13 protein-coding genes are annotated in these 18,513 nt (G+C 59.9%); 2 read left to right on the top strand and 11 right to left on the bottom strand.

Features of this window, described 5'->3' with window-relative positions:
• Nucleotides 1-8: 8 nt before the first annotated feature.
• From WAW39_RS23285 to WAW39_RS23255, 7 genes are read right to left on the bottom strand one after another with little or no spacing between them, the layout of a single operon-like run.
• Nucleotides 9-2,054 (bottom strand): FAD-dependent oxidoreductase, encoded by a 2,046-nt coding sequence (locus WAW39_RS23285; protein ID WP_422321553.1) that lies wholly within the window; start codon nt 2,052-2,054, stop codon nt 9-11.
• Nucleotides 2,055-2,090: 36 nt separating this feature from the next.
• The gene (locus tag WAW39_RS23280) at nt 2,091-2,996 is read right to left on the bottom strand and encodes a DUF4886 domain-containing protein (RefSeq protein WP_422321552.1); all 906 of its coding nucleotides are present in this window, start codon (nt 2,994-2,996) and stop codon (nt 2,091-2,093) included.
• 12 nt (nt 2,997-3,008) lie between these two features.
• Nucleotides 3,009-3,410, bottom strand: a complete 402-nt coding sequence (locus tag WAW39_RS23275; protein WP_422321551.1) for a YlbF family regulator — start codon at nt 3,408-3,410, stop codon at nt 3,009-3,011.
• A gap of 55 nt (nt 3,411-3,465) precedes the next feature.
• On the bottom strand, nt 3,466-4,179 hold the full coding sequence (locus tag WAW39_RS23270; RefSeq protein WP_422321550.1) for an HpcH/HpaI aldolase family protein: 714 nt from the start codon (nt 4,177-4,179) through the stop codon (nt 3,466-3,468).
• Entirely contained in the window at nt 4,176-5,246 is a 1,071-nt protein-coding gene (locus tag WAW39_RS23265) for a phosphotransferase family protein (RefSeq protein WP_422321549.1), read from the bottom strand. Before WAW39_RS23265 ends, WAW39_RS23270 begins: the two co-directional genes overlap by 4 nt.
• Nucleotides 5,247-5,248: 2 nt before the next feature.
• Nucleotides 5,249-6,181 carry a bile acid:sodium symporter family protein gene (locus tag WAW39_RS23260; protein WP_422321548.1) on the bottom strand — a complete coding sequence of 311 codons (933 nt, stop codon included), beginning with the start codon at nt 6,179-6,181 and terminating at the stop codon, nt 5,249-5,251.
• Between the two features lie 31 nt (nt 6,182-6,212).
• Nucleotides 6,213-8,861: a sialidase family protein gene (locus tag WAW39_RS23255; RefSeq protein ID WP_422321547.1), complete on the bottom strand. Its 2,649-nt coding sequence runs from the start codon at nt 8,859-8,861 to the stop codon at nt 6,213-6,215.
• 150 nt (nt 8,862-9,011) lie between these two features.
• Between WAW39_RS23255 and WAW39_RS23250 the strand changes: the two genes are divergently transcribed.
• On the top strand, nt 9,012-10,466 hold the full coding sequence (locus WAW39_RS23250) for an aminoacyl-histidine dipeptidase (RefSeq protein WP_422321546.1): 1,455 nt from the start codon (nt 9,012-9,014) through the stop codon (nt 10,464-10,466).
• A gap of 60 nt (nt 10,467-10,526) precedes the next feature.
• Entirely contained in the window at nt 10,527-11,570 is a 1,044-nt protein-coding gene (locus WAW39_RS23245) for a LacI family DNA-binding transcriptional regulator (protein ID WP_422321545.1), read from the top strand.
• Between the two features lies 1 nt (nt 11,571).
• Here WAW39_RS23245 and WAW39_RS23240 read toward each other — a convergent pair whose 3' ends face one another.
• From WAW39_RS23240 to WAW39_RS23225, 4 genes are read right to left on the bottom strand one after another with little or no spacing between them, the layout of a single operon-like run.
• Complete coding sequence (locus WAW39_RS23240; protein WP_422321544.1) at nt 11,572-12,990, bottom strand: FAD-dependent oxidoreductase; 1,419 nt, start codon at nt 12,988-12,990, stop codon at nt 11,572-11,574.
• 52 nt (nt 12,991-13,042) lie between these two features.
• Entirely contained in the window at nt 13,043-15,235 is a 2,193-nt protein-coding gene (locus WAW39_RS23235) for a DUF1549 domain-containing protein (RefSeq protein ID WP_422321543.1), read from the bottom strand.
• A gap of 20 nt (nt 15,236-15,255) precedes the next feature.
• On the bottom strand, nt 15,256-16,650 hold the full coding sequence (locus tag WAW39_RS23230) for a sulfatase (RefSeq protein WP_422321542.1): 1,395 nt from the start codon (nt 16,648-16,650) through the stop codon (nt 15,256-15,258).
• 39 nt (nt 16,651-16,689) lie between these two features.
• Nucleotides 16,690-18,498, bottom strand: a complete 1,809-nt coding sequence (locus WAW39_RS23225; protein ID WP_422321541.1) for a M3 family oligoendopeptidase — start codon at nt 18,496-18,498, stop codon at nt 16,690-16,692.
• Nucleotides 18,499-18,513 lie beyond the last annotated feature (15 nt).

Here is an 18,513-nt window from a genome sequence, read left to right as displayed (position 1 = left end):
TGGGTGCTTCAGTTGTTCGACTCGATAAGTTGCAGTGCATCCAGTATCACGAACCCTTCAGTGCCGCTATTGCTGACAGTGATGACGGTTTCAACGCCGCTATCAAGCTGCACGCTGCCGATCGTTCGAAATGCTTCTCCTGCAGCCAGAGGCCGTGTTTGATCAACAATTATATCAGTCTTGCGCCCGTCGTTTTGAATCGTCACCGGCACCTTTGTCGCTCGCGTTTCATGAGGTGAATAGGCCATGCGTAGTTCGTAGCGTCCTGTCTTGGGTGCTTTGCAGCGTAAGATGGCGATGCACTGGCCGTCGGCGCGTTTGTCGTCATGGAGATAGCCGGTACCGATATGCGGCTTGAAGCCGGAAGAGCGGCTCCACTGGCCTTTGAGTTCAGCCTGCGAGTCATCGAGCACAATGCCGGGCAGACTTTTCGGATCGACGTTCATCACCCCCTTGGCTTCGGGTGGAACATCCGGCAGCACGGGCAATTCGAGCACCTGCTTCTGCGCCAGCAGTCTCTCACGCAGCGCGGGGTATGTCAGCTTCTGAACGGCGATATTTTGCTTCGCACTCACGGCGGCGGCAATGCCTGCGCTCTGGCCTAGAATCATCCACGTGGGCTCCACGCGGATCGAGGAAATGCCCACATGCGTGCAAGACAGCGCAACGGGCACCAGCAAATTGTCACATTCGGCAACCTTTGGCGTGATGGCGCGATAGGGAATGTGATACGGATACCCATGCCGCCGCCCCCCCATGCGCACCGGCATGATGGTCCCTTCATCCAAGACCATGTCTTTCGTCCCCACTCGCTGGCAATCGTGTGAATCGATTGGAAAGGATGAGACGATGATGGCATCGTCCTTCTTCGGCTCGTCCATGATGTCTTTCTGCGACACGACATATTCGCCGATCATGCGCCGCCCCTCGCGCACATAAAGCTGCGGCGACCAGTGGTCATAAGCAGCGAATTCATCACGACAGAGACCAATCTCCGCCATCTGCTGCCGCAGTTGCTCTGGCACGGCAGGATCGGTGCTGAGGAAGTGATGCATCTCCAGCGTGTACTGCTTGTGCGCCTCCCAGATTTTCGCGCGTCCGGCCTCATCCGCTTCGCTCCAGCCATTGCAGGCACCCACGAGCCCCATGGAGAATTGCTTCCCGATGCCGTTGTTTGCATCAAATTTGTTGCCCGGCAGCGGATACAAATCCCACAGCAGATGCGGTCTCTTTTCCTGCGCAAAGTAGCGCCGCACGACTTCAAAGCGTGCGGGGTCATAATGTGAAGGCTTTGGAAACGGCACGCGGTTTGCGGCATCTTTCGTGACGCACAGGCGGAAGCTGTACACCATCACATTCTTGTCGCCGGCTTCGTCTGGGCCTACATCAGTAGTGGTGATCAGAGGCAAGGGCTTGCCAGCGGCATCGAGACCGGAGATTGGGAGCTTTGCCTTCGAATATTGCTTTCCAGCCAGAGATTCGCCGAACTCCTGGCGCCCTTCGCGGCCGATCGTCCAGCTCACTCCGGCGGCAGCCATCAAATCTCCTTCATAGGTGCCATCCACGAAGACCTTGGCGGCGAAGTCGCCGTCAGTCGTGACCAGTTTAGTGATGTGTTTGCCTTCCTTTGCCACTGATTGCAAAACCCGCTTTGTCAGCACCTTCACTCCGGCTTCATCCAGCATCTGCTGCGTGATCTTGGCCGCCACATGGGGCTCGTAGGTCCAGGGTTTGTGATCTTTGTCACTTACGGTGTAAGGCAGTGCAACACTGCGCATCTGGTAGTCTTTTTCGATGCGTGTATGCCATTCTTCGAAGAGGCCGAGCACCGTGGTGCGCACCGTTTGATTGGAGTCGCTGAAGCACAGGCCGCCGGTGTTTACGCCGCCGACATGCGCGGTGGGTTCCAGAAGGATGACAGAGGCTCCTTCACGCGCGGCGGCGATGGCTGCACAGAAGCCGCCTGGGGTGGCTCCATAGACAATGACATCCGCCTCCGTAGCGGCGTGGGCTGAGAAACTGAGTGCAAAGAGAAGCGAGACGAGGCGAGTCATGGCTCTCATAAGAACACGCCGCTCTCATTTTGGACATCATTTTGTCCGCTCGATCACGGCGCGATGCGCGGTCTCCTGTAAATAACGGGCGTCCGTCGGATCCAGTGCCTTGGGCATGAAGGTGTTGCCCACGGCGCTCTCGCCAAACAGTACCTCGTACCAGACGCAGGCACCGAGGTATTCGCCAGCCATGCTGGCATGATGGCCGTCCATGCCGAGTGCGATTTTACCACCGTTTTTGGGCTTGGCCCAGCGCCAGCCGACGTGCAGAGAGTGTGTCTGATTCGGCAATTGGGGCTGCTTGGCGGTCTTGGAATCAAAGGTGGTGTCGGTTTGATAAGCCCAACTCGGATCGGTGTCCGCGAGATGGAAAGCGTCACCGGTAGGGATGATGCCGGCCCCGAATTCGGCGGCGATTTTGTCATAGGCGGCGCGCAGGCCTATGTACATTTCGTCCTGTGACTTGAGATCACCCGGCTTGGAGAAACGTGGATCGTCTTTGCGGTATTCCCAGGTTTCATGCACCAGCAGCTTTGCCTGCGGCGCGTGTTTGGTGATGTAGTCGCGCAGCCAGCCTGCGTAAGGCTGATAGGTGGCGAGGTCGTGGCTCTTGATGCTGGCCTGCTGGATGGTGACGTAGTCCCACTTTTGCAGCTCGAGGTTTTCCTTCAGACCACGACCGCTGGTGTAGAGACCCGCTTTGTCCTTCGGGTCTGCTTCATGCTTCTGCGCTTTCTCGGCGTGCACCTGAAATGAGGCACCGCCGATGACCAGAGGCTGATGGATGAGTGTGTGACCTCCTGCTTTTGCAAGATCACCAAGGTAATGGGTGGCGTTGGCGGAGAAGCTGTTGCCAATGGTAAGCAGCTTCACCGTTTTGGCCTCGCCCGCGACGGACGAGGCGCAAAACAGCAGCGCGGCGATCAGAGCGAACGCTTTCATACCCTTCGGTGATTAGTGGCAGCCGCAGCCTTCGCCACAACCTTTGGAGAACACTTCGGATTCGGCAGGCACGGCACCACGCTCGAGGCTTTTGCCGACGAAGCTCGTCACCACTTCGGCAATGCCGCGCAGAACGTCCTGGGCTTCGATGAAGCTGAGGATGGCGGTGTTTGCATCGCACTGATCCTGCAGATCGGTGAAGCGGGAAATTTCTTCTCCACTGGGCTCTTCGCCGTTGTGCTGCTTCTGATGCAGGGCGCGGCCGAGCGTGGCCATCTCGCGGTAGAGCGACACGGCTTCCTCATTGGCGAGGAAGGCTTCCGCTTTTTCGCGGGCATTTTTCACGTCGGTGTCGGCCACGAGGGTTTCGCACAGTTCGACGATTTTGGATTTGATTTGGGGGGATGCGTTCATGGGGGAGGCGAGATTATAGGGGAAACGCCTTTGAACAGGAAAAAGTCAGACTTTTTCACCATGCCCGCGCCGTGGCGAGGTTCCGTTTGAAGCCCTCGCGCACCAGCGAGAGGTCCGAATCCATGGCAATCCAGGTGAAGCCCAAGGCTTTGAGCTTCTCCTTGTCATCCGCATGCCGCACGAGAATGCCGCAGCCTTTGCCGTGGTCATTGGCGGCTTGGACGATGCTGTTTACACAGTCGTCGTAGCTGCGGGGTGACTGCTGTGCCTTGAGATCGAAGGACAAATCGGCGGGACCGATGAAGAGCGCATCGATGCCCTCCACGGCGGCGATTTGAGCTGCATTCCCCACGGCCTCGGCGGTTTCGATCTGGGCGAGGATGATGGGTTTGGGCATGTCGCCGTCTGGAAGACGCATGCCATAGCCATAGGCGCGCACGGTGCGTGACACGCCGCGATGGCCCTGTGGGGGATAATAAGCCGCGTCCACACAGTGCCGCGCTTCCGCGACTGTGTTTACATGCGGGATCATGATTCCTTGCGCCCCCCAATCAAGGACGCGGGCGATCAGATCTGGATGCGGGGCGCTCACACGCACGATGGCGAGGGTGTCGCTGCCACGCAGTGCGCGCAGTTGATCTGGGAGCGCGGCTTCGGATTCGCAGCCGTGTTCCAAGTCGATCAAAACCCAGTCGAAGCCGCACTCGGCGGCAAGTTCAGTGACCGCAGGTGAGCCGATGGAAAGAAAGGTGCCGATGTGAGTTTTCATGGTCGAAGAATGTCGATGCTGCTGGAGTTGCGCAAGCCCTGCAGTGCGAGGCCGAGACGTGAATGGGTGAATTCGCGCAGCGACTGGCCGGAGGTGCCGGATGAGATGAGGAAAAAGCCATCGTCACGGTCAAAGTAGCCCGCACCCACGCGGATCACGGATTTGACGATCATGTTGCGCAGCAGATGCAGCCAGAAACGGCGCAGATAATCGGGAGGGAAGGCACGGATGCTTTGATAACCCTCAAAGGCCCGGCGTAGAAACGCATCGTCATGGAAGCAGGCGAGGAGCGAGAGATCGTCCATGGGATCGCCGCTGATGGCGTCGTCAAAGTCGATGAAGGCCGAGATCTCACTTTCGCTGCCGAGGATGTTCCAGAGGGCGAGGTCTTTGTGAACGAAGCAGCCGGTGTCGAGTTGGAGGAGCGACTGATGATTTTCGATCTCGCCGCGGATTTCGTCGCTCTGAGATTGCGTGAGGAAGCCTCGGGTCACGAGGAAGGTCAGATGCTGATCAAGGCGAAGATGAAAGTAGTCGGCGTAGGTGGCGTGATAGCCACACATCGACTCATCCAGGATTCCAAAGCCCGGCAGCTTGATCGTCTGCCATTTCGCCACTGCCTCGCCGATGCCGAAGGCGATGCGTGGCACATCAATGCGGCCCTGCTTGAACCAGTGATTGAGATCAGGGTCAAAGATGCGCTCCATGGCCTGCCAGGCGAATGGGACACGGGAGCGCGAAGCATCGCAGGCATACACCCGAGGCGTCATTACTCCTGCCTCACGCACTCTCGCCAACAATGCCGACTCCACGGCGAGCTGGCCGTCCTTTTCAGGGCCGTTTTCGACACGCAGGAACATCGCTTGTCCGGCCACCCTGGCATCCCAGGTAAGGTGGTTGCCCTGACCGATTCCTGTGCTCAGCTCAACGACCTGCGTCACAAAGTGCCGCTGCAAAGCCTCGCCAAGCTGCTGCTCGATCTCAGCATCCGCCGCGCCGCGAATCTGCGTGCCGTGAAACGCCGCAGGGCGGTCGCATTTCCAGTAATAGATGTCGCGTCGGCTCATGATCAGGCATCCGGCGTGCGGCGCTTCCACCAGGCGGCCATGAGGCCGCCGACGATGTTTTGCATCACACCGCTGAAGACGGCGGCTGCAGCAGCGAGTGGCAACAAGGGAAAATGTTCACGGGCGAGCGCGGCTGCCATGCCGCCGTTTTGCATGCCCACCTCGATGCTCACCGTGCGAGCGACAGATTCAGGATACCGCAGCACTTTGGGGATGAGGTAGCCGACAACAAAGCCCATGACGTGGAGCAGAAATGCAGCGAGAGCCAGACGGCCAAAGTGTGAGGCAACGGCGTCGGCACTGGCGGCCACGATGCCACCGCTCACCAGGGTAAAAGCGAGGACGGCGACGGTGGGACCGCAGGCACCGATTTGATCGGCAGTGCGCGGCAGTTTCCAGCGAATGAGAACACCCAAAACGACGGGAGCGACTGTGAGCTGCAATGCTGACAGGCACAGGCCCCAGGCATCCACCGGCACATATTTTCCGGCCAGCGTGCTGGTCCACATGGGGGTGAAAAAGAAGGCGAGCAGGGTGGATGCGAGGGTGAGCACCACAGAAAGCGCCACATTCGCCCGGGCAAGATAGCTGATCATGTTGGAGGCCATGCCGCCGGGACAGCTGGCCACAAGGATGATGCCCACCGCGAGTCCGGGCTCAAGTTTCAGCAGTGTAGCAACCAGCCAGCCGGTGAGCGGCATGATCGTGTACTGCGCGACGAAGCCAAGCGCCACGCTGCCGGGCATGCGTGCGATGGCCTTGAAGTCATCCAGGCTCAATGTGAGCCCCATGCCTAGCATGGAGGCCGCGAGCGACCAGAAGATCCACGGCTTGTCGAACCACAGCATGGTCTGCGGAAAGAAAAACGCGAGCGTCGCGAGGCTCACAAGCCACACGGGGTAGAGATTATTAAACCAGTTGAGAAAGCGGGTCATGTTCGGTGATACCAATAGGATGTGGAGTTGATCAAGGATGGATTTCGCGCAGTGCAGCGCCCGTGCCGCTGATCAGCAGCACCAGTTTTTTGAAGTGCAGTTGTTCACCCGCCTTGACCTCTTTGCGATAAAGGCTCACGCGATTGATCTCTCCGGGGAAAAGCTGCACCTCGGGTGCTTCCACCTTCGTGAACCCGGCGCTGGCGAGTGCTGCTTCCTGGCTCGCAGCATGCGGTCGAGGCGATGGTGTGAGCGCGTAAAGCGTGCCCGGCTTGGTGACCTCCGCGTCAACCTTCTCGATGCTTGTGCGCAAAAACGGCAGGCCGCTGAGCTGCTCAAAGAAGGCTTCAATCACGTAGTCACGGTCCGTGAAGAGCTTCACACCCACCTTCATCACCGCAGCTTCCTCCGGGGGTGGCGCAGGCCAGACGATGCGCTTTTGCCCAGCCTGTGGCTCGAACTGCCCCACGTCTTCGAGTTTGCCGAACATGATGCGCTCCTTGCGGCTCGCGTCTTTGTCGCCCTGTGTCACGACGAGCCAGATCACCCCGTCGTGCTCATGAAAGGTCGGATATTGAAAGGACCGCGGCGTCTCGAAGCGGTATTTGCGCTCCCACGTTTTGCCATCGCGCGAGACGTCCACATTGAAGACGCTGCGGCTCACGCCCTGGATGCGTGTGGACTCCTGCCAGCCGAGGTAGTAGACGCCGCCAAACTTGTCGAAGGTGGGTTTCGAGTTCGCGCCATTCGGCACGATGTGCAGCGGCTCGCCCACGCTCCATGTTTTGCCATCGGCACTAGTCGAGAAATGGTAGTTTCCCTTGTCGTTGCGGCAGATGGCCATCCAAGTGCCGTCAGGCAGACGGTTCACGGCAGATTCGCTCAAGGCTTCCGACTGCGGCTCATTGTAGTGCCCGAGCACCTCAAAGGTCTTCAGATCTTCATGCACCCGAGCGAGAGCGTTCTGTTTGCCGCTGAAGTTGTTCAGGGCGACGTAGGTCTTGCCGTCGAACTGCTTGAACGAATCAAAGATGAAGAAGGAGGAGTCCAAGGCCTTCTTGGCAAACCCCTGCGCCGCTGCATCGGCATGAAAATACTGGGGCTGGAAGTCAAAAGTGCCCGCAGCCGTCTTCAGCTTTGCCTTGTGGATGGTGGGCAAGAAGTCGCCGGACTTCAGATCAAAATCGCGATACCACATCTGCGACTGCCGCTTGCCCGGATCTTCACTGGTGAAGTAGCAGCGCAGAGTGATCGCATCCTTCTGCAGGATACGCGGCACGAAGCATGCGCCCACCGGCAGAGTTTCGTTCTCAAAGCGCTGTTCGCCCCTGGCAAAGTCGATCACTTTTTCCAGAGCAAGCGTCTTGAGATTCACGATGGAGAGGGTCGCGTAAATTTCCGGCCAGCCTGCGCTCTCCCCTGCCCTCACGTCATTGGCTTCGGTCACAATGTAGGCGCGCTCCCCGACACAGACAAACTCGGCATCATGCGCGCCCTTCACGCGTGGCGAGGAGGTGTTCACGAGGCGCTGCATGACAATGTCTCCGGCCAGCGCCGGATCCCATTTCGCGGGCACCACTTGGGGCTTCTCCAGCTTGCTGATCGTCTGTTTCAGGCTCACCGCGCCAGATGCATTTTTACCGGCGAGGACATCTTCCTCACGGAACTTCGCGAGGAGGATCTCGCCTTCGCCCTGGCGGTCGCGGTCATACGTGATCCAGATGAGACCCTCGCGATCCTGCACGCCATCGGGGTAGGAAACGCCTTTGCGCTCATCCAGCAGAAGGCCTTCGTTCCAGGTCTGCCCGTCGTCGGTGGAGATCTGGGCGGTGAGGTGGCTGCGTGTCCTGCCAGTGAAGCCGTGATGATTCACAAGCAGGAGATTGCCGGATGCGAGGCGGCGGATGAAGAAGCGAGAGCCGGGATTTGGAATGGTGCTGGCTTTGGCCTCGGTCCAGGTGCGGCCTTTGTCTGACGAGTGGCTTTCCCACAGGAAGCCACCGCCCGTGCGGGTGAGCAGCCAGAGGCGGCCATCCTTCAGTTCAGTGATCATGCACTCCAGCGCCCACTCGGGGGCTTTGAGGGCACCGTGAAGTTTCCATGTCTTTCCCTCATCCGTGGAGATGCCGACGCCTTGCAGTTGTTTCGGCCCTGCAAACCAGTCGTGCACCGGCTCGGTGGCATGCGTGACGGGCATGATCCATTCACCGGTGGAAATCACCGTGGGCTTGTTCATGCGGAAGGCATAAGGGCCTTCGTAGCCCACGCGGAACTCGGCACCGAAGACGGGTGGGGTGACATCGGGATCGTCGCAGATGCGTGCGTGGACGTCATGCACGGCGGTGTCCTTGTTGCCACGATTGAAGACGTACCAAAGGCGGCCTTTGGGATCGATCCACAGGGTGGGATCAAAGCAGCGTGTGCCGTTTTTGGGCCCGGCCATGACCTGCGGTTTGGAAAAGGTCTTTGCCTGATCATCGCTGTAGCAAAGCAGGACGCTATTCTCGGGAGACGGCTCCTTGGGACCACCGGTGAACCAAGAACAAAAAACACGACCTTTGGCGGTGCGCTCCAGCCCGGGTATGCCCTGCCATGTTTCGTGGCGCTCGCCGAAGGGTAAGGCGGCACCGGAACAGGCGGTGATGAGGTAAAGGAGAAAGCAGAGTTGGCGGAAAATCATTGGCTTATCAAACGTGGGGCCGGGCAGGCTTTCATTGCGGATCGGGTTGATAAAGTGTTATGATAACACGGCACGCTTTTCGCCACCGAAGCCGCTTGAAGTGTCACCCTCCCACCGCAGCCTGAATCATCCCCGAATCGAATTCCCTCCATGTCCTCTTCTGACCTCCGCTCCCTCGAACCCCAGGCACTCTGGAACTGCTTTGCCGATCTCAACGCCGTGCCGCGGCCTTCCAAGCGTGAGGAGCGGGTCGTGGGATTCGTGCTGGGATTCGCCACGCGTCATGGACTAACGGCGCAGCTCGACAGAGCCGGCAATGTGATCGTCAAAAAGCCAGCCTCGGCGGACCGGCAAGGCCGCCCTCCGGTGATCATGCAGGCGCATCTGGACATGGTGCACAAGGCTGCGGACGGACTGAAATTTGACTTCGACCAGCAGGGAATCGACATGTGGGTGGATGGTGACTGGGTGCGCGCACGCGGCACCACACTGGGCGCGGACAATGGCCTCGGTGTGGCGGCGATCCTCGCGGTGCTTTCTGCGAAAGATTTGTCGCATCCGCCGATTGAGGCGCTCTTCACCCTGGATGAGGAGCAGGGCATGGGTGGGGCCCTGGGTCTGGAGCCCGGTCTGCTGACGGGCAAGACGATGCTGAATCTCGACTCTGAAGAGGACGACACTTTCACCATTGGCTGCGCAGGCGGCATTGACACGACCGGCTGTTTTGAATACACCGAAGTGGCTCATGATTCGGCCGGCCCCATGGCCGCCATCCAGATCACCGGACTGCGAGGGGGGCACTCGGGTCTGCAGATCCACGAAGGACGTGCGAATGCGATCAAACTCATGGCACGTCTTCTCAGCGCCTGTGGCGAAGATGTTGTGGCCCTTTCCACGATGCGTGGCGGGAGTGCGCGCAATGCCATACCGGCGCAATGCGTGGCGCAGGTGGTGATTTTGGACGAGGTCCGATTTGCAGAAAACTTCGAGCGCGAAGCTGCTGGGATCCGTGAAGAATTTCGCCTGATCGAACCCGGGCTGAGCATTGCCGCGACACCCATGGAAGCGGATGGCGGCGAGGTGGGGATCATGGGTGTAGAGCATCAGAAATCCCTGGTGCTGGCGATGCAGGCAGTGGTGAACGGGGTGTATCGCATGAGCCCGGTGGTCCCAGGGCTGGTGGAGGCGTCTTCGAATTTTTCCACCATCGCGCTCGGTGGAGGAAAGGCAGAGTGGGGCAGTCTGCAGCGCAGCTCGGTGGAATCGAGCAAGCTCGACGTGGCCCGTGCTTTTCGTGCGCCTTTTGAACTCATCGGTGCGGAGCTAAGGTCTGGCGATCCATACCCCGGCTGGAGCCCAAGTGCTGAATCACCCATCCTGGAAAAGATGAAGACGATCTACCGCGAGCTCTTTGGCCATGAGGTCAAGGTGGGCGCCTGCCATGCCGGACTGGAGTGCGGCGTCATCAGCATGGCCTATCCAGATCTCGACATGATTTCCTTTGGACCGAACATCCATGAGGCGCATTCGGAGAAAGAGTGCGCCAGCATCTCCTCCACGCAGAAGTTCTGGAAGCTGCTGACGGCGACGCTGGCAGATCTTTAGCATTGAGCGCCGTACCTTCCCGGAGCTCTGAGGTTGTCTCGATCTACGCCTTCCAAAGCCATGCCAGTCACCACCGCGCCCACGCTCAAGGACATCGCCCGTGCGACCGGCTTTTCATTGATGACCGTGTCCCGCGTGCTGCGCGGAGCGCCCAAGGTTTCCGCCGAGAAGCGTGAGCTGGTACTGAAGGAGGCGAAGCGGCTGAACTACCAGCCCGACCCGCACCTGGCGCGCATGATGCAGGTGGTGCGCGGCAAGAAGCAGCAGCGTGTGCGGGCGGTGATCGCGGTGATCCGTGAGGATGTGCCGCAGGATGGTTTGCTGGGCCCTTCGTACCAATACGTGCCGATCGATGACATCCGCAGCCGTGCGCATGGCCATGGCTACGCCGTGGAGGAGTTCTGGCTGGGCAAGGACGGGCTCACGCCCAAGAGGCTGCAGAAGATCCTGCACGCTCGGGGAATCGAAGGTGTGATCGTATCGCCGCAGAGCATGCAACTGCCGTGCAGCAAAATGGACTTCTCCCCCTTTGCTGCGGTGACCTTTGGCAATGCGATGAGCAGCCCGGCGCTGCACATGTGCGCGGGAAACATGACGCTGGGCATTCACATGGCAGCGGATCAACTCAGCGCGCGAGGTTACAAACGCATCGGCGTGGCGGTGACCAAGTGGATCGTGAACCGCTCGCAGTTTGGCTACAGTGGCGGCTTGTTTCACTGGCAGCAAAGCCTGCCGCCTGGGGACCGAGTGCCGCTGCTGCTGTTTCCGAGCAATGACATCAGCAAAGGATTCGACGCATTTGCCAAATGGATGCGTGAATATGAGCCGGATGCGCTGATCACCTTCGACACGCATGTGCCCAACTGGCTGCGGAGGCTGGGGCTGCGCGTGCCGCAGGACATCGGTTTTGTGGCGCATGACTGGACGCCCAAGATGCAGGAGTTTGCGGGCATTTACCAGCAACGCGAACATCTCGCAGCAGCGGCGGTCGATTTGATCGTGACGCAGCTTTCGCAGCACGAGCATGGAGTGCCCGCAGTGCCGCGTCAGATCATGATCCCGCCCAAGTGGGTTGACGGACCGAGCATACGGTCATTGCAGTGATTTAAACGCGCTGCCCCATCTCCTTCAGCCTGGCCTCGCCCTCGCTCCACGGGATTTCGTGTGGCATGCGCTTGGAGGTGGCGGCGAGTGCGGCGATGACGCCGGCACCTTCGCCCATGCCGACGGCATTGCCGGTCACGCGATAGCTCGCATGCGCGATGAAATCACCACTGATGCAGCGACCGGCCATCATGAGTCCATCGACATCTTGCGCGATCAAGGCGCGCAACGGGATGTCGTAGGGCTTGACCTTGATGCCGGTGGCATGCGTCGCTGCTTTCTGATTGTGGTCAGCAGTTGTGGCATGGATGTCCACGCCGAAGGTGGCGCGCACGACGGCGTCATCGTAGCGCGCGCCTTTGATGAGGTCTTCCTTGTTCACGACGTAACGTCCGACGATGCGGCGGCCGTCACGCACGCCGATTTGCTCGGCGGTGGCGACGATTTGAATGCCCTCCCACGGGCCACCGAGGCCGCGCAGGCCATTGACCATGAGGTTCATTTCCGCTCGAGCGCGCACGGTGGCGGCGGTGATCTCGGCGGCGTCCCAGGGCTTGATGCCGAATTCCTGATTCATCATGGCAAAAACGAGGTTTCCACTGACGTGCCAGAGGGTGGCTCCGGCGTAAGATGGGAAATGGCCGGTGCTGACGATGGCGTCCTTGATGCGCTTTTTCTTTTCACCGTCGGTGTTTTCGCCGGGCTTTGGCTGGCCGAAGCGCACGAACTCGCGAAGTTGCTCGACGTCTTTGACGACGAGCAGGGCATTGAGAGAAAGGGGCTGGCAGGGACACTCGGCGGCTTCGCCAATTTCGAAGGCGCAGCCTGCTTGGAAGCCGAGATCGCCATCGCCTGTGGTATCGATGAAGACGGGGGCTTTCCATGCCTGGCGACCCGATTTGGATTCGGTAACGATGGTGGTGAGGCGCTTGCCTTCGCGGAACGCAGCACAGACTTTGGTGTGATATTGGAATTTCACGCCGGCTTCGACGCAGAGCTCTTCGAGCAGGAGTTTCAGGGCTTCGGGGTCGTAGCAGAAGCGGCTGGTGCTGGTGGAGTTCGCGCGTGCGCCGCGTGCATCGAGCTTGTCGCGCAGCTCTTTGGCAAAGCCGGGTTTGTTGAAATCGAGGAAGTATCCCAGGAGGCCCGCCGTCCAGATGCCGCCGAGGCAGCCACGCCATTCAAACAGGCGGACCTTTGCGCCCGCGCGTGCGGCGGTGATGGCTGCTGTGACGCCTGCGGGTCCGGCACCGCAGACGATGACATCGGCATCCTGCGCCAGGGGGATCTCGTGAGCGGGTTCGGAGAACATGCCTGCTTTTGGAGCCGCGTCAGCCGCGATGAGCGGACTTTGGCTGACCGCGCCACCAGCAAGGGCGGCGTGCAGGAAATGACGGCGGGAAACGGGGGCAGGTTTCATGGGCCCACTATCACGAAGGGTGCGGCGTGGAGTTATCAACAGAGTTTTCCCCTCAACGCACAAAGATGAACTGCTGCGTATTGATCAGCGCAAAGACGAGGTCCTCGATGTTCAGGCCTGACTGCACTGCTTCGGCCCAGGCGGACTTCTCTGCAGCCGTGGGCGAGCGTGAGAGAAGGGTCTTGTATGCAGCGGCGAGCTGTTCATCAGGATATTTCGCGGCAGCGAGGTTGAGCTTGAGCTGAGTGTGCGGCTTGAGGATGCTTTGGAACAGTTCGCTGTTCATCAGGACGAGAGCCTGGGGCATGCTGGCGTCCGAGTTGGCATTGTCGATGATGTCGCGATCGCTCTGGCCGAATTCGCGCAGGTAGTGACCGCGGGGGGCGGGAGATTCGAGATCGGCGGCGCGGGGCCATTCGCGGGCCTGGGCGCGGCGTGACTTGAGGTAGGCGTCCGTGTCGGTGATGCCGAGGCGTTTGATCTCGTCGCGGAAGAGAGCTTCGCGCGCCTGTTCGGCGGCTGCTTCCTCGCGCGGGATGGCTTGATCAATGTCGTAGCCGGGCACGTCGATGTAGGCGCGATTTTGGCCGGCTTTTTTGAGGTCTTCGAGCGTGGGAGCTTTTACGGGAATGGGCGGCGGAGCGGGCTTGCCGGCCTTTTGAGTGTAAAGGCGGGCCACGGCGGGGACGACAACGTAGTCGTGAATGCCGGTGCGGGCAGTGAACTCCAGCGAGCGGATTTCGAGATTGAGCTTTTCGAGCAAGGGCTTGTCCTTGGCCTTCTGCGCGGCGGTGTATTGATCCCGCAGCACCTTGGAACGTGCGGCGATGCGTTCGTAGCCTTCGGAGGCCTTGGCGGCGCCGTCGAAGATTTCCTGCGAGGTGAGGAGATCGAGGGCGTCGCTGAGCTTGCCGCGATAGACGATTTTTTGCGCCATCTCGCTGTCGATTCCCTGCCTGCGCGGCAAGTCCGGCGTGGGGTGAATGAGCGTGACGAAGGAGTCGTAGATCTGCTCGGCGCTCATGCGGCGGAGCAACGGGCCGGTGAAGTGGCAGATTTCTCCGGGCAGGAGTTCTGCGCGTGAGACTTCGTTTTGGTAGGCCTGTGTATTGTACAGCGCACGCTGATAGGCCTTCACATCGTAGCGGCAGTCGCGCATGAACTGCTCCAGATGTTTCATGAGCGCGGGATTTGATGCCACGGTGCTGTCGAGGATTTCATCGACAGGCTCGATCAAGCCGACACCGAAGACTTTCTTCCAGAGGCGATTGGCGATCACGGTGGTGAAGCGAGGGTTCTCGGGAGAGGTCATCCAGTCTGCGAAAGCTTTGGTCGTTTCGCCGATGGGCTCGCACTTCACGGATTTGCCCAACATGGTGGCCGGGGAGATGACGTCCTTGGGCTTGGCGTCAGGGTATTGGTAGTCGTGCGGGAGCTTGAGCAGGCGGGTGGGAAGGGCCTGCACTTTGCTGTAGCGGACGAAGTCGCCGAGGTTTTCAAACACACGGCCCATGTTGCGCGTAGAGGGCTCGAGTTCGGGCTTCTTTCTCGCCTGCACCATCAATTCAATTGCGCCTTTCTGCTGGGTGATTCCCGTGAAGTTTGTTTCCAGGGGATAAGTGAACGCCGCCATCTGGTAGAACTGCATCTGCGTCCATTTGTCGAAAGGGTGGTTGTGGCACTGCGCGCACTCGATGCGGGTGCCGAGGAAGACGCGGGTGGTGTTGGCGAGGTTGTCCAGCGGCATGCCGATGTCGCGCATGTAGTAGCCAATGGCGGGATTGTCCCAGACCTTGCCCTGCGCCGTGAGGAGCTCGCGCACGAAGGCGTCATAGGGCATGTTTTCGCGGATGCGCCTCTTCACATGCTCGAGGTAGGGCTTCGAGGTCATTTCCCCCTGCCCGCTGTTCGCACGTGTCTGCACGCGCAGCAGGTCCGCCCAAAAGTGGAACATGCGCTGATTGTAGCCGTCGCTGGCAAGAAGCTGGTCGATGAGCCTGGCGCGCTTGTCTTTGTTGGTGCTGGTGCGGAAGGCTTGGGACTCTTGAAGGGTCGGGATGCGGCCGATGATGTCGAGGTAGAGGCGGCGGACGAGTGTTTCGTCACTCGCGGGAGGATTCGCGGTGAGCTTGTGCTGCTGCCAGTCCTTCGCGAGGAGGGCGTCGATCTGCTGCGAGGCCTCGCTGGCGTTCGCATTGATGACCAACCCTAGCGTGATGAAAAGCGTGCGCGTGAATGCTTTCATAAAGGACAGACAAACGCCGCTCAGTCCTTGCCCTTGGCTTTTTTGAGCAGCTTTTTTGCCTTCTTTTCCGCAGACTTTTCGGCACCGGCCACGGGATTGTTGGTGGTGGGCAGGTGTTTGGCCAGCTCGGCCTTGGTGCCGGCGTATTGCGGATCTTGGGCGAGGTTGGTCCATTCGTAGGGGTCCGTGGACTCGTTGTAGAGTTCTTCATCGCCATTGGCGTAATGAATGTAGCGCCAGCCTTCGGTGCGCACGGTGTGGTTGTTCAGGCCGTAGGTGGTCACGGCGGGTGTTTCCCAGGCGGAGGCCGGGTCGGCAAGGAGCGGCCTGATGCTTTTGCCCTCCACATGCGCGGGTGTGGCCAAGCCGCACAGGTCGGTGAGGGTGGGGAAGACGGAGGTGAAATCGACGGTGCGCTCGCAGATGCTGTCGGGCTTGGTCAGGCCGGGGACGACCAAGATGAGCGGGGCGCGGGTGGCTTCCTCCCAGAGGGCGAATTTGCGCCAGTGGTCTTTCTCGCCGAGGTGCCAGCCGTGATCGCCCCAGAAAACGATGGCGGTGTTCGCCTTGTGCGGGCTTTTGTCATAGGCCTCCATGAGACGGCCGATGAGCATGTCGGTGTAGCTGGCGGCGGCGAGGTAGCCTTGGATCGCTTCCTTCCACCGGCCGCTTTTGACCATTTCAGCGTGATCGCCATCGGGCTTGGCCATCTTGATGCCTGCGGGTGGCACATCGGCCAGATCGTCCTGCTTGTAAGGCGGCAGTTGGATCTTATCCTGCGGATGCATGTCGTAGTACTTCTTCGGCACGTTCCAGGGCATGTGCGGCTTGTGAATGCCGCAGGCGAGGAAGAAGGGTTTGTCCTGAGGCTTGCCGAGCTGATCGATGCAGTAGTCCACGATGCGCCAGTCGTTGAGGTCTTCGTCCTTGCAGTCGAGCGGGGCAAATTTGATGCCGCCCACGCCATCGCTCTGGCCTTTCGGCACCTTGGGCATGCCACCTTCGTTTTTCATGTAATCATCCCAGTCTTCGAGGCGCTTGTAGCTTTCGTGGTAAATTTTGCCAGCACCGCAAACGAAGTAGCCACCCTGGCGGAAGGCGTGGGTGAGGGTCTTGTCTTCCTGAATGGCGGGGCGCCAGTCCTCGTTGTTATCATAAATGCCCGTCCTCCCTGGACGCATGCCGCTCATGAGCGCGGCGCGGGAGGGATTGCATACGGGCGCGGCGCAGTAGCTGTGCGTGAAGCGCACGCCACGGGCGGCGAGCTTGTCAATGTTGGGCGTGATCGACTGCTTGTTGCGGCCAAGGTAGCCGACCCAATGGTTGAGATCATCAATGGCGATGAAAAGGACATTCGGCTTGTCGGCGGCGGAGGCCGTGACAGCGAACAGCAGGAAGGCGAGGATGAGGCGCATGGTGGCCGCTGAAACGCCGGCCACGCATGCGTCTTGCGCTCACTTCAGTGCTTCATAAGCCGTCAGCGTCGGTTCGATAGCTTTCAGGGCCGTGGCCCAGAATTCGGGCTGGGTAATGTCTTCGCCGAGGCTTTGCTTCACCACCTCTTCGCAAGTCGCGCTGCCGGTCATGGAGAGGAAGGCCTCGTAGCGTGGCAGGAAGGCCGCGCCTTCGGCTTTGAAGCGTGCGAACAAGGCCTGGCTCAGCAGGTAGCCGAAGACGTAGGGAAAGTTGTAGAAGGAGATGCCGCTGATGAAGAAGTGCATCTTGGAAGCCCAGAACATGGGATCGGTTCCGCCCTCGATGAGGGTATCGCCATAGAGCTTCTGCTGGGCTTCGTTCATGAGCCCGCTGAGGCGGCTCACGCTCACCTCGCCACTGGCACGTTCCGTGTAGAAGGCCTTCTCGAATTCGTAGCGCATCGGGATGTTGATGAGGTAGGCGTGCGCACGAAGCATCTCCTGATCAAGAAGGTAGGCCTTCGTAGCCTCGGTGATGCCAGGATTGGTCATGAGACCGTTGAGCAGGATCATCTCGCCGAAGTTAGAGGCGGTTTCTGCGAGCGTCATTGGATAGCCGGCTGCGAACGAACGTGCCGGGCGCAGCACGCAGGAGTGCCAGGCATGGCCGACTTCATGCGCAAGGGTGACCATGTCATGCACGGTGCGGTGGAAGGTCATGTACACGCGCTCCTCGTGTTTGAGCTGGGAGCCGGTGCAGAAAGCGCCGGGGCGCTTGCCAGCACGTGGCTGAGCTTCGATCCAGCGCTGGGAGAGCATCTCGCGGAAGTAGTCACCGAGCTTTGGATAGGCTGAGGTGAAGGCCTGATCCACCGTGGCGCACGCTTCATCCCAGGTGAGTTCTTTTTCATCTGGTGCGGCGATCTGCGGTGCTTCGAGGTCGAAGTAATGCAGCGCGGAGGTGCCTTGGAGTTTTGCGGCTTTGCGCAGGGCGCGGCGTGGCAGATCAATGTGTGTGTGGATGGCCTCCAGCATGGCATCGAGCGACTTGCGGCTCATCGCGCCATCAAACAAAGGTGAGTCGAGGAAGTGGGGCAGACCGCGGCGTCCATAAAGACTGAGACGGGTACCGGCGATGCCGTTCAGACCGGCGGCGAGTGTGACGGCATGATCATTGAACGGCTTCTGCCCATCGTTGAAGGCAGCCTCGCGCAGCTTACGGTCGGGCTCGGACATCAGCGCGCGACGGCGGGACATCGGCACGATTTCCTTGTGCCCATCGGGGAAGGTCATTTCGAATTCCATCTTGCCGGTGAGGGTGTCGTAGAGGCGGCCCCAGGCATGGAGGCCGTTCACATTGAGGTCAGCGGCCAAGGCTTCCATTTCCGACTTCATCTGGTGCTGGCCTTCGTGGCGCATGCGCTTCACCGCGTGCTCGGCGTTTTTCAAGGAAGGGTCGGCGAGCAACACCTCGAATGAATCATCCGTCAACGCAGCCAAGGCTGAGCGCAGTGAAGCCATGAGCTTGGTGCTTTCGGCTTCGAGCGTGGAGATCCATGCTTCATCGGCCTTCACGGCTTCGTTGTTCGCGTCATCTGCGGACAGGCAGCCAAGATAGGCGGAGAGGTGGCCGAGGCGATCACTCAAGGATTCGAGCGCATTGATGACGCGGGCCATCTCGATGGTGTCAATGCCCAGCGCGGCGGCTTGTGTCTTGAGTTCCTCAACATCGCGCACGAGCGCGGCTTTGAAGTCGGTGTAATCGGGAGCGCCGAAGGCCGAGAACCAAGATTCGAGGGACCAGCGGTCGGGGGTGGTTGGAGGAGCGATTGTGACGGGGTTGGACATAAATGATAAAAAGAA

It is taken from the genome of Prosthecobacter sp. (assembly GCF_049294395.1).
Classification (GTDB): domain Bacteria; phylum Verrucomicrobiota; class Verrucomicrobiia; order Verrucomicrobiales; family Verrucomicrobiaceae; genus Prosthecobacter.
This window is presented reverse-complemented; position numbering and strand designations above follow the sequence as displayed.

Coding starts and splice junctions, on each gene's coding strand:
- WAW39_RS23285 (WP_422321553.1), bottom strand. CDS start 2,054: ATGACTCGCCTCGTCTCGCTTCTCTTTGCACTCAGTTTCTCAGCCCAC.
- WAW39_RS23280 (WP_422321552.1), bottom strand. CDS start 2,996: ATGAAAGCGTTCGCTCTGATCGCCGCGCTGCTGTTTTGCGCCTCGTCC.
- WAW39_RS23275 (WP_422321551.1), bottom strand. CDS start 3,410: ATGAACGCATCCCCCCAAATCAAATCCAAAATCGTCGAACTGTGCGAA.
- WAW39_RS23270 (WP_422321550.1), bottom strand. CDS start 4,179: ATGAAAACTCACATCGGCACCTTTCTTTCCATCGGCTCACCTGCGGTC.
- WAW39_RS23265 (WP_422321549.1), bottom strand. CDS start 5,246: ATGAGCCGACGCGACATCTATTACTGGAAATGCGACCGCCCTGCGGCG.
- WAW39_RS23260 (WP_422321548.1), bottom strand. CDS start 6,181: ATGACCCGCTTTCTCAACTGGTTTAATAATCTCTACCCCGTGTGGCTT.
- WAW39_RS23255 (WP_422321547.1), bottom strand. CDS start 8,861: ATGATTTTCCGCCAACTCTGCTTTCTCCTTTACCTCATCACCGCCTGT.
- WAW39_RS23250 (WP_422321546.1), top strand. CDS start 9,012: ATGTCCTCTTCTGACCTCCGCTCCCTCGAACCCCAGGCACTCTGGAAC.
- WAW39_RS23245 (WP_422321545.1), top strand. CDS start 10,527: ATGCCAGTCACCACCGCGCCCACGCTCAAGGACATCGCCCGTGCGACC.
- WAW39_RS23240 (WP_422321544.1), bottom strand. CDS start 12,990: ATGAAACCTGCCCCCGTTTCCCGCCGTCATTTCCTGCACGCCGCCCTT.
- WAW39_RS23235 (WP_422321543.1), bottom strand. CDS start 15,235: ATGAAAGCATTCACGCGCACGCTTTTCATCACGCTAGGGTTGGTCATC.
- WAW39_RS23230 (WP_422321542.1), bottom strand. CDS start 16,650: ATGCGCCTCATCCTCGCCTTCCTGCTGTTCGCTGTCACGGCCTCCGCC.
- WAW39_RS23225 (WP_422321541.1), bottom strand. CDS start 18,498: ATGTCCAACCCCGTCACAATCGCTCCTCCAACCACCCCCGACCGCTGG.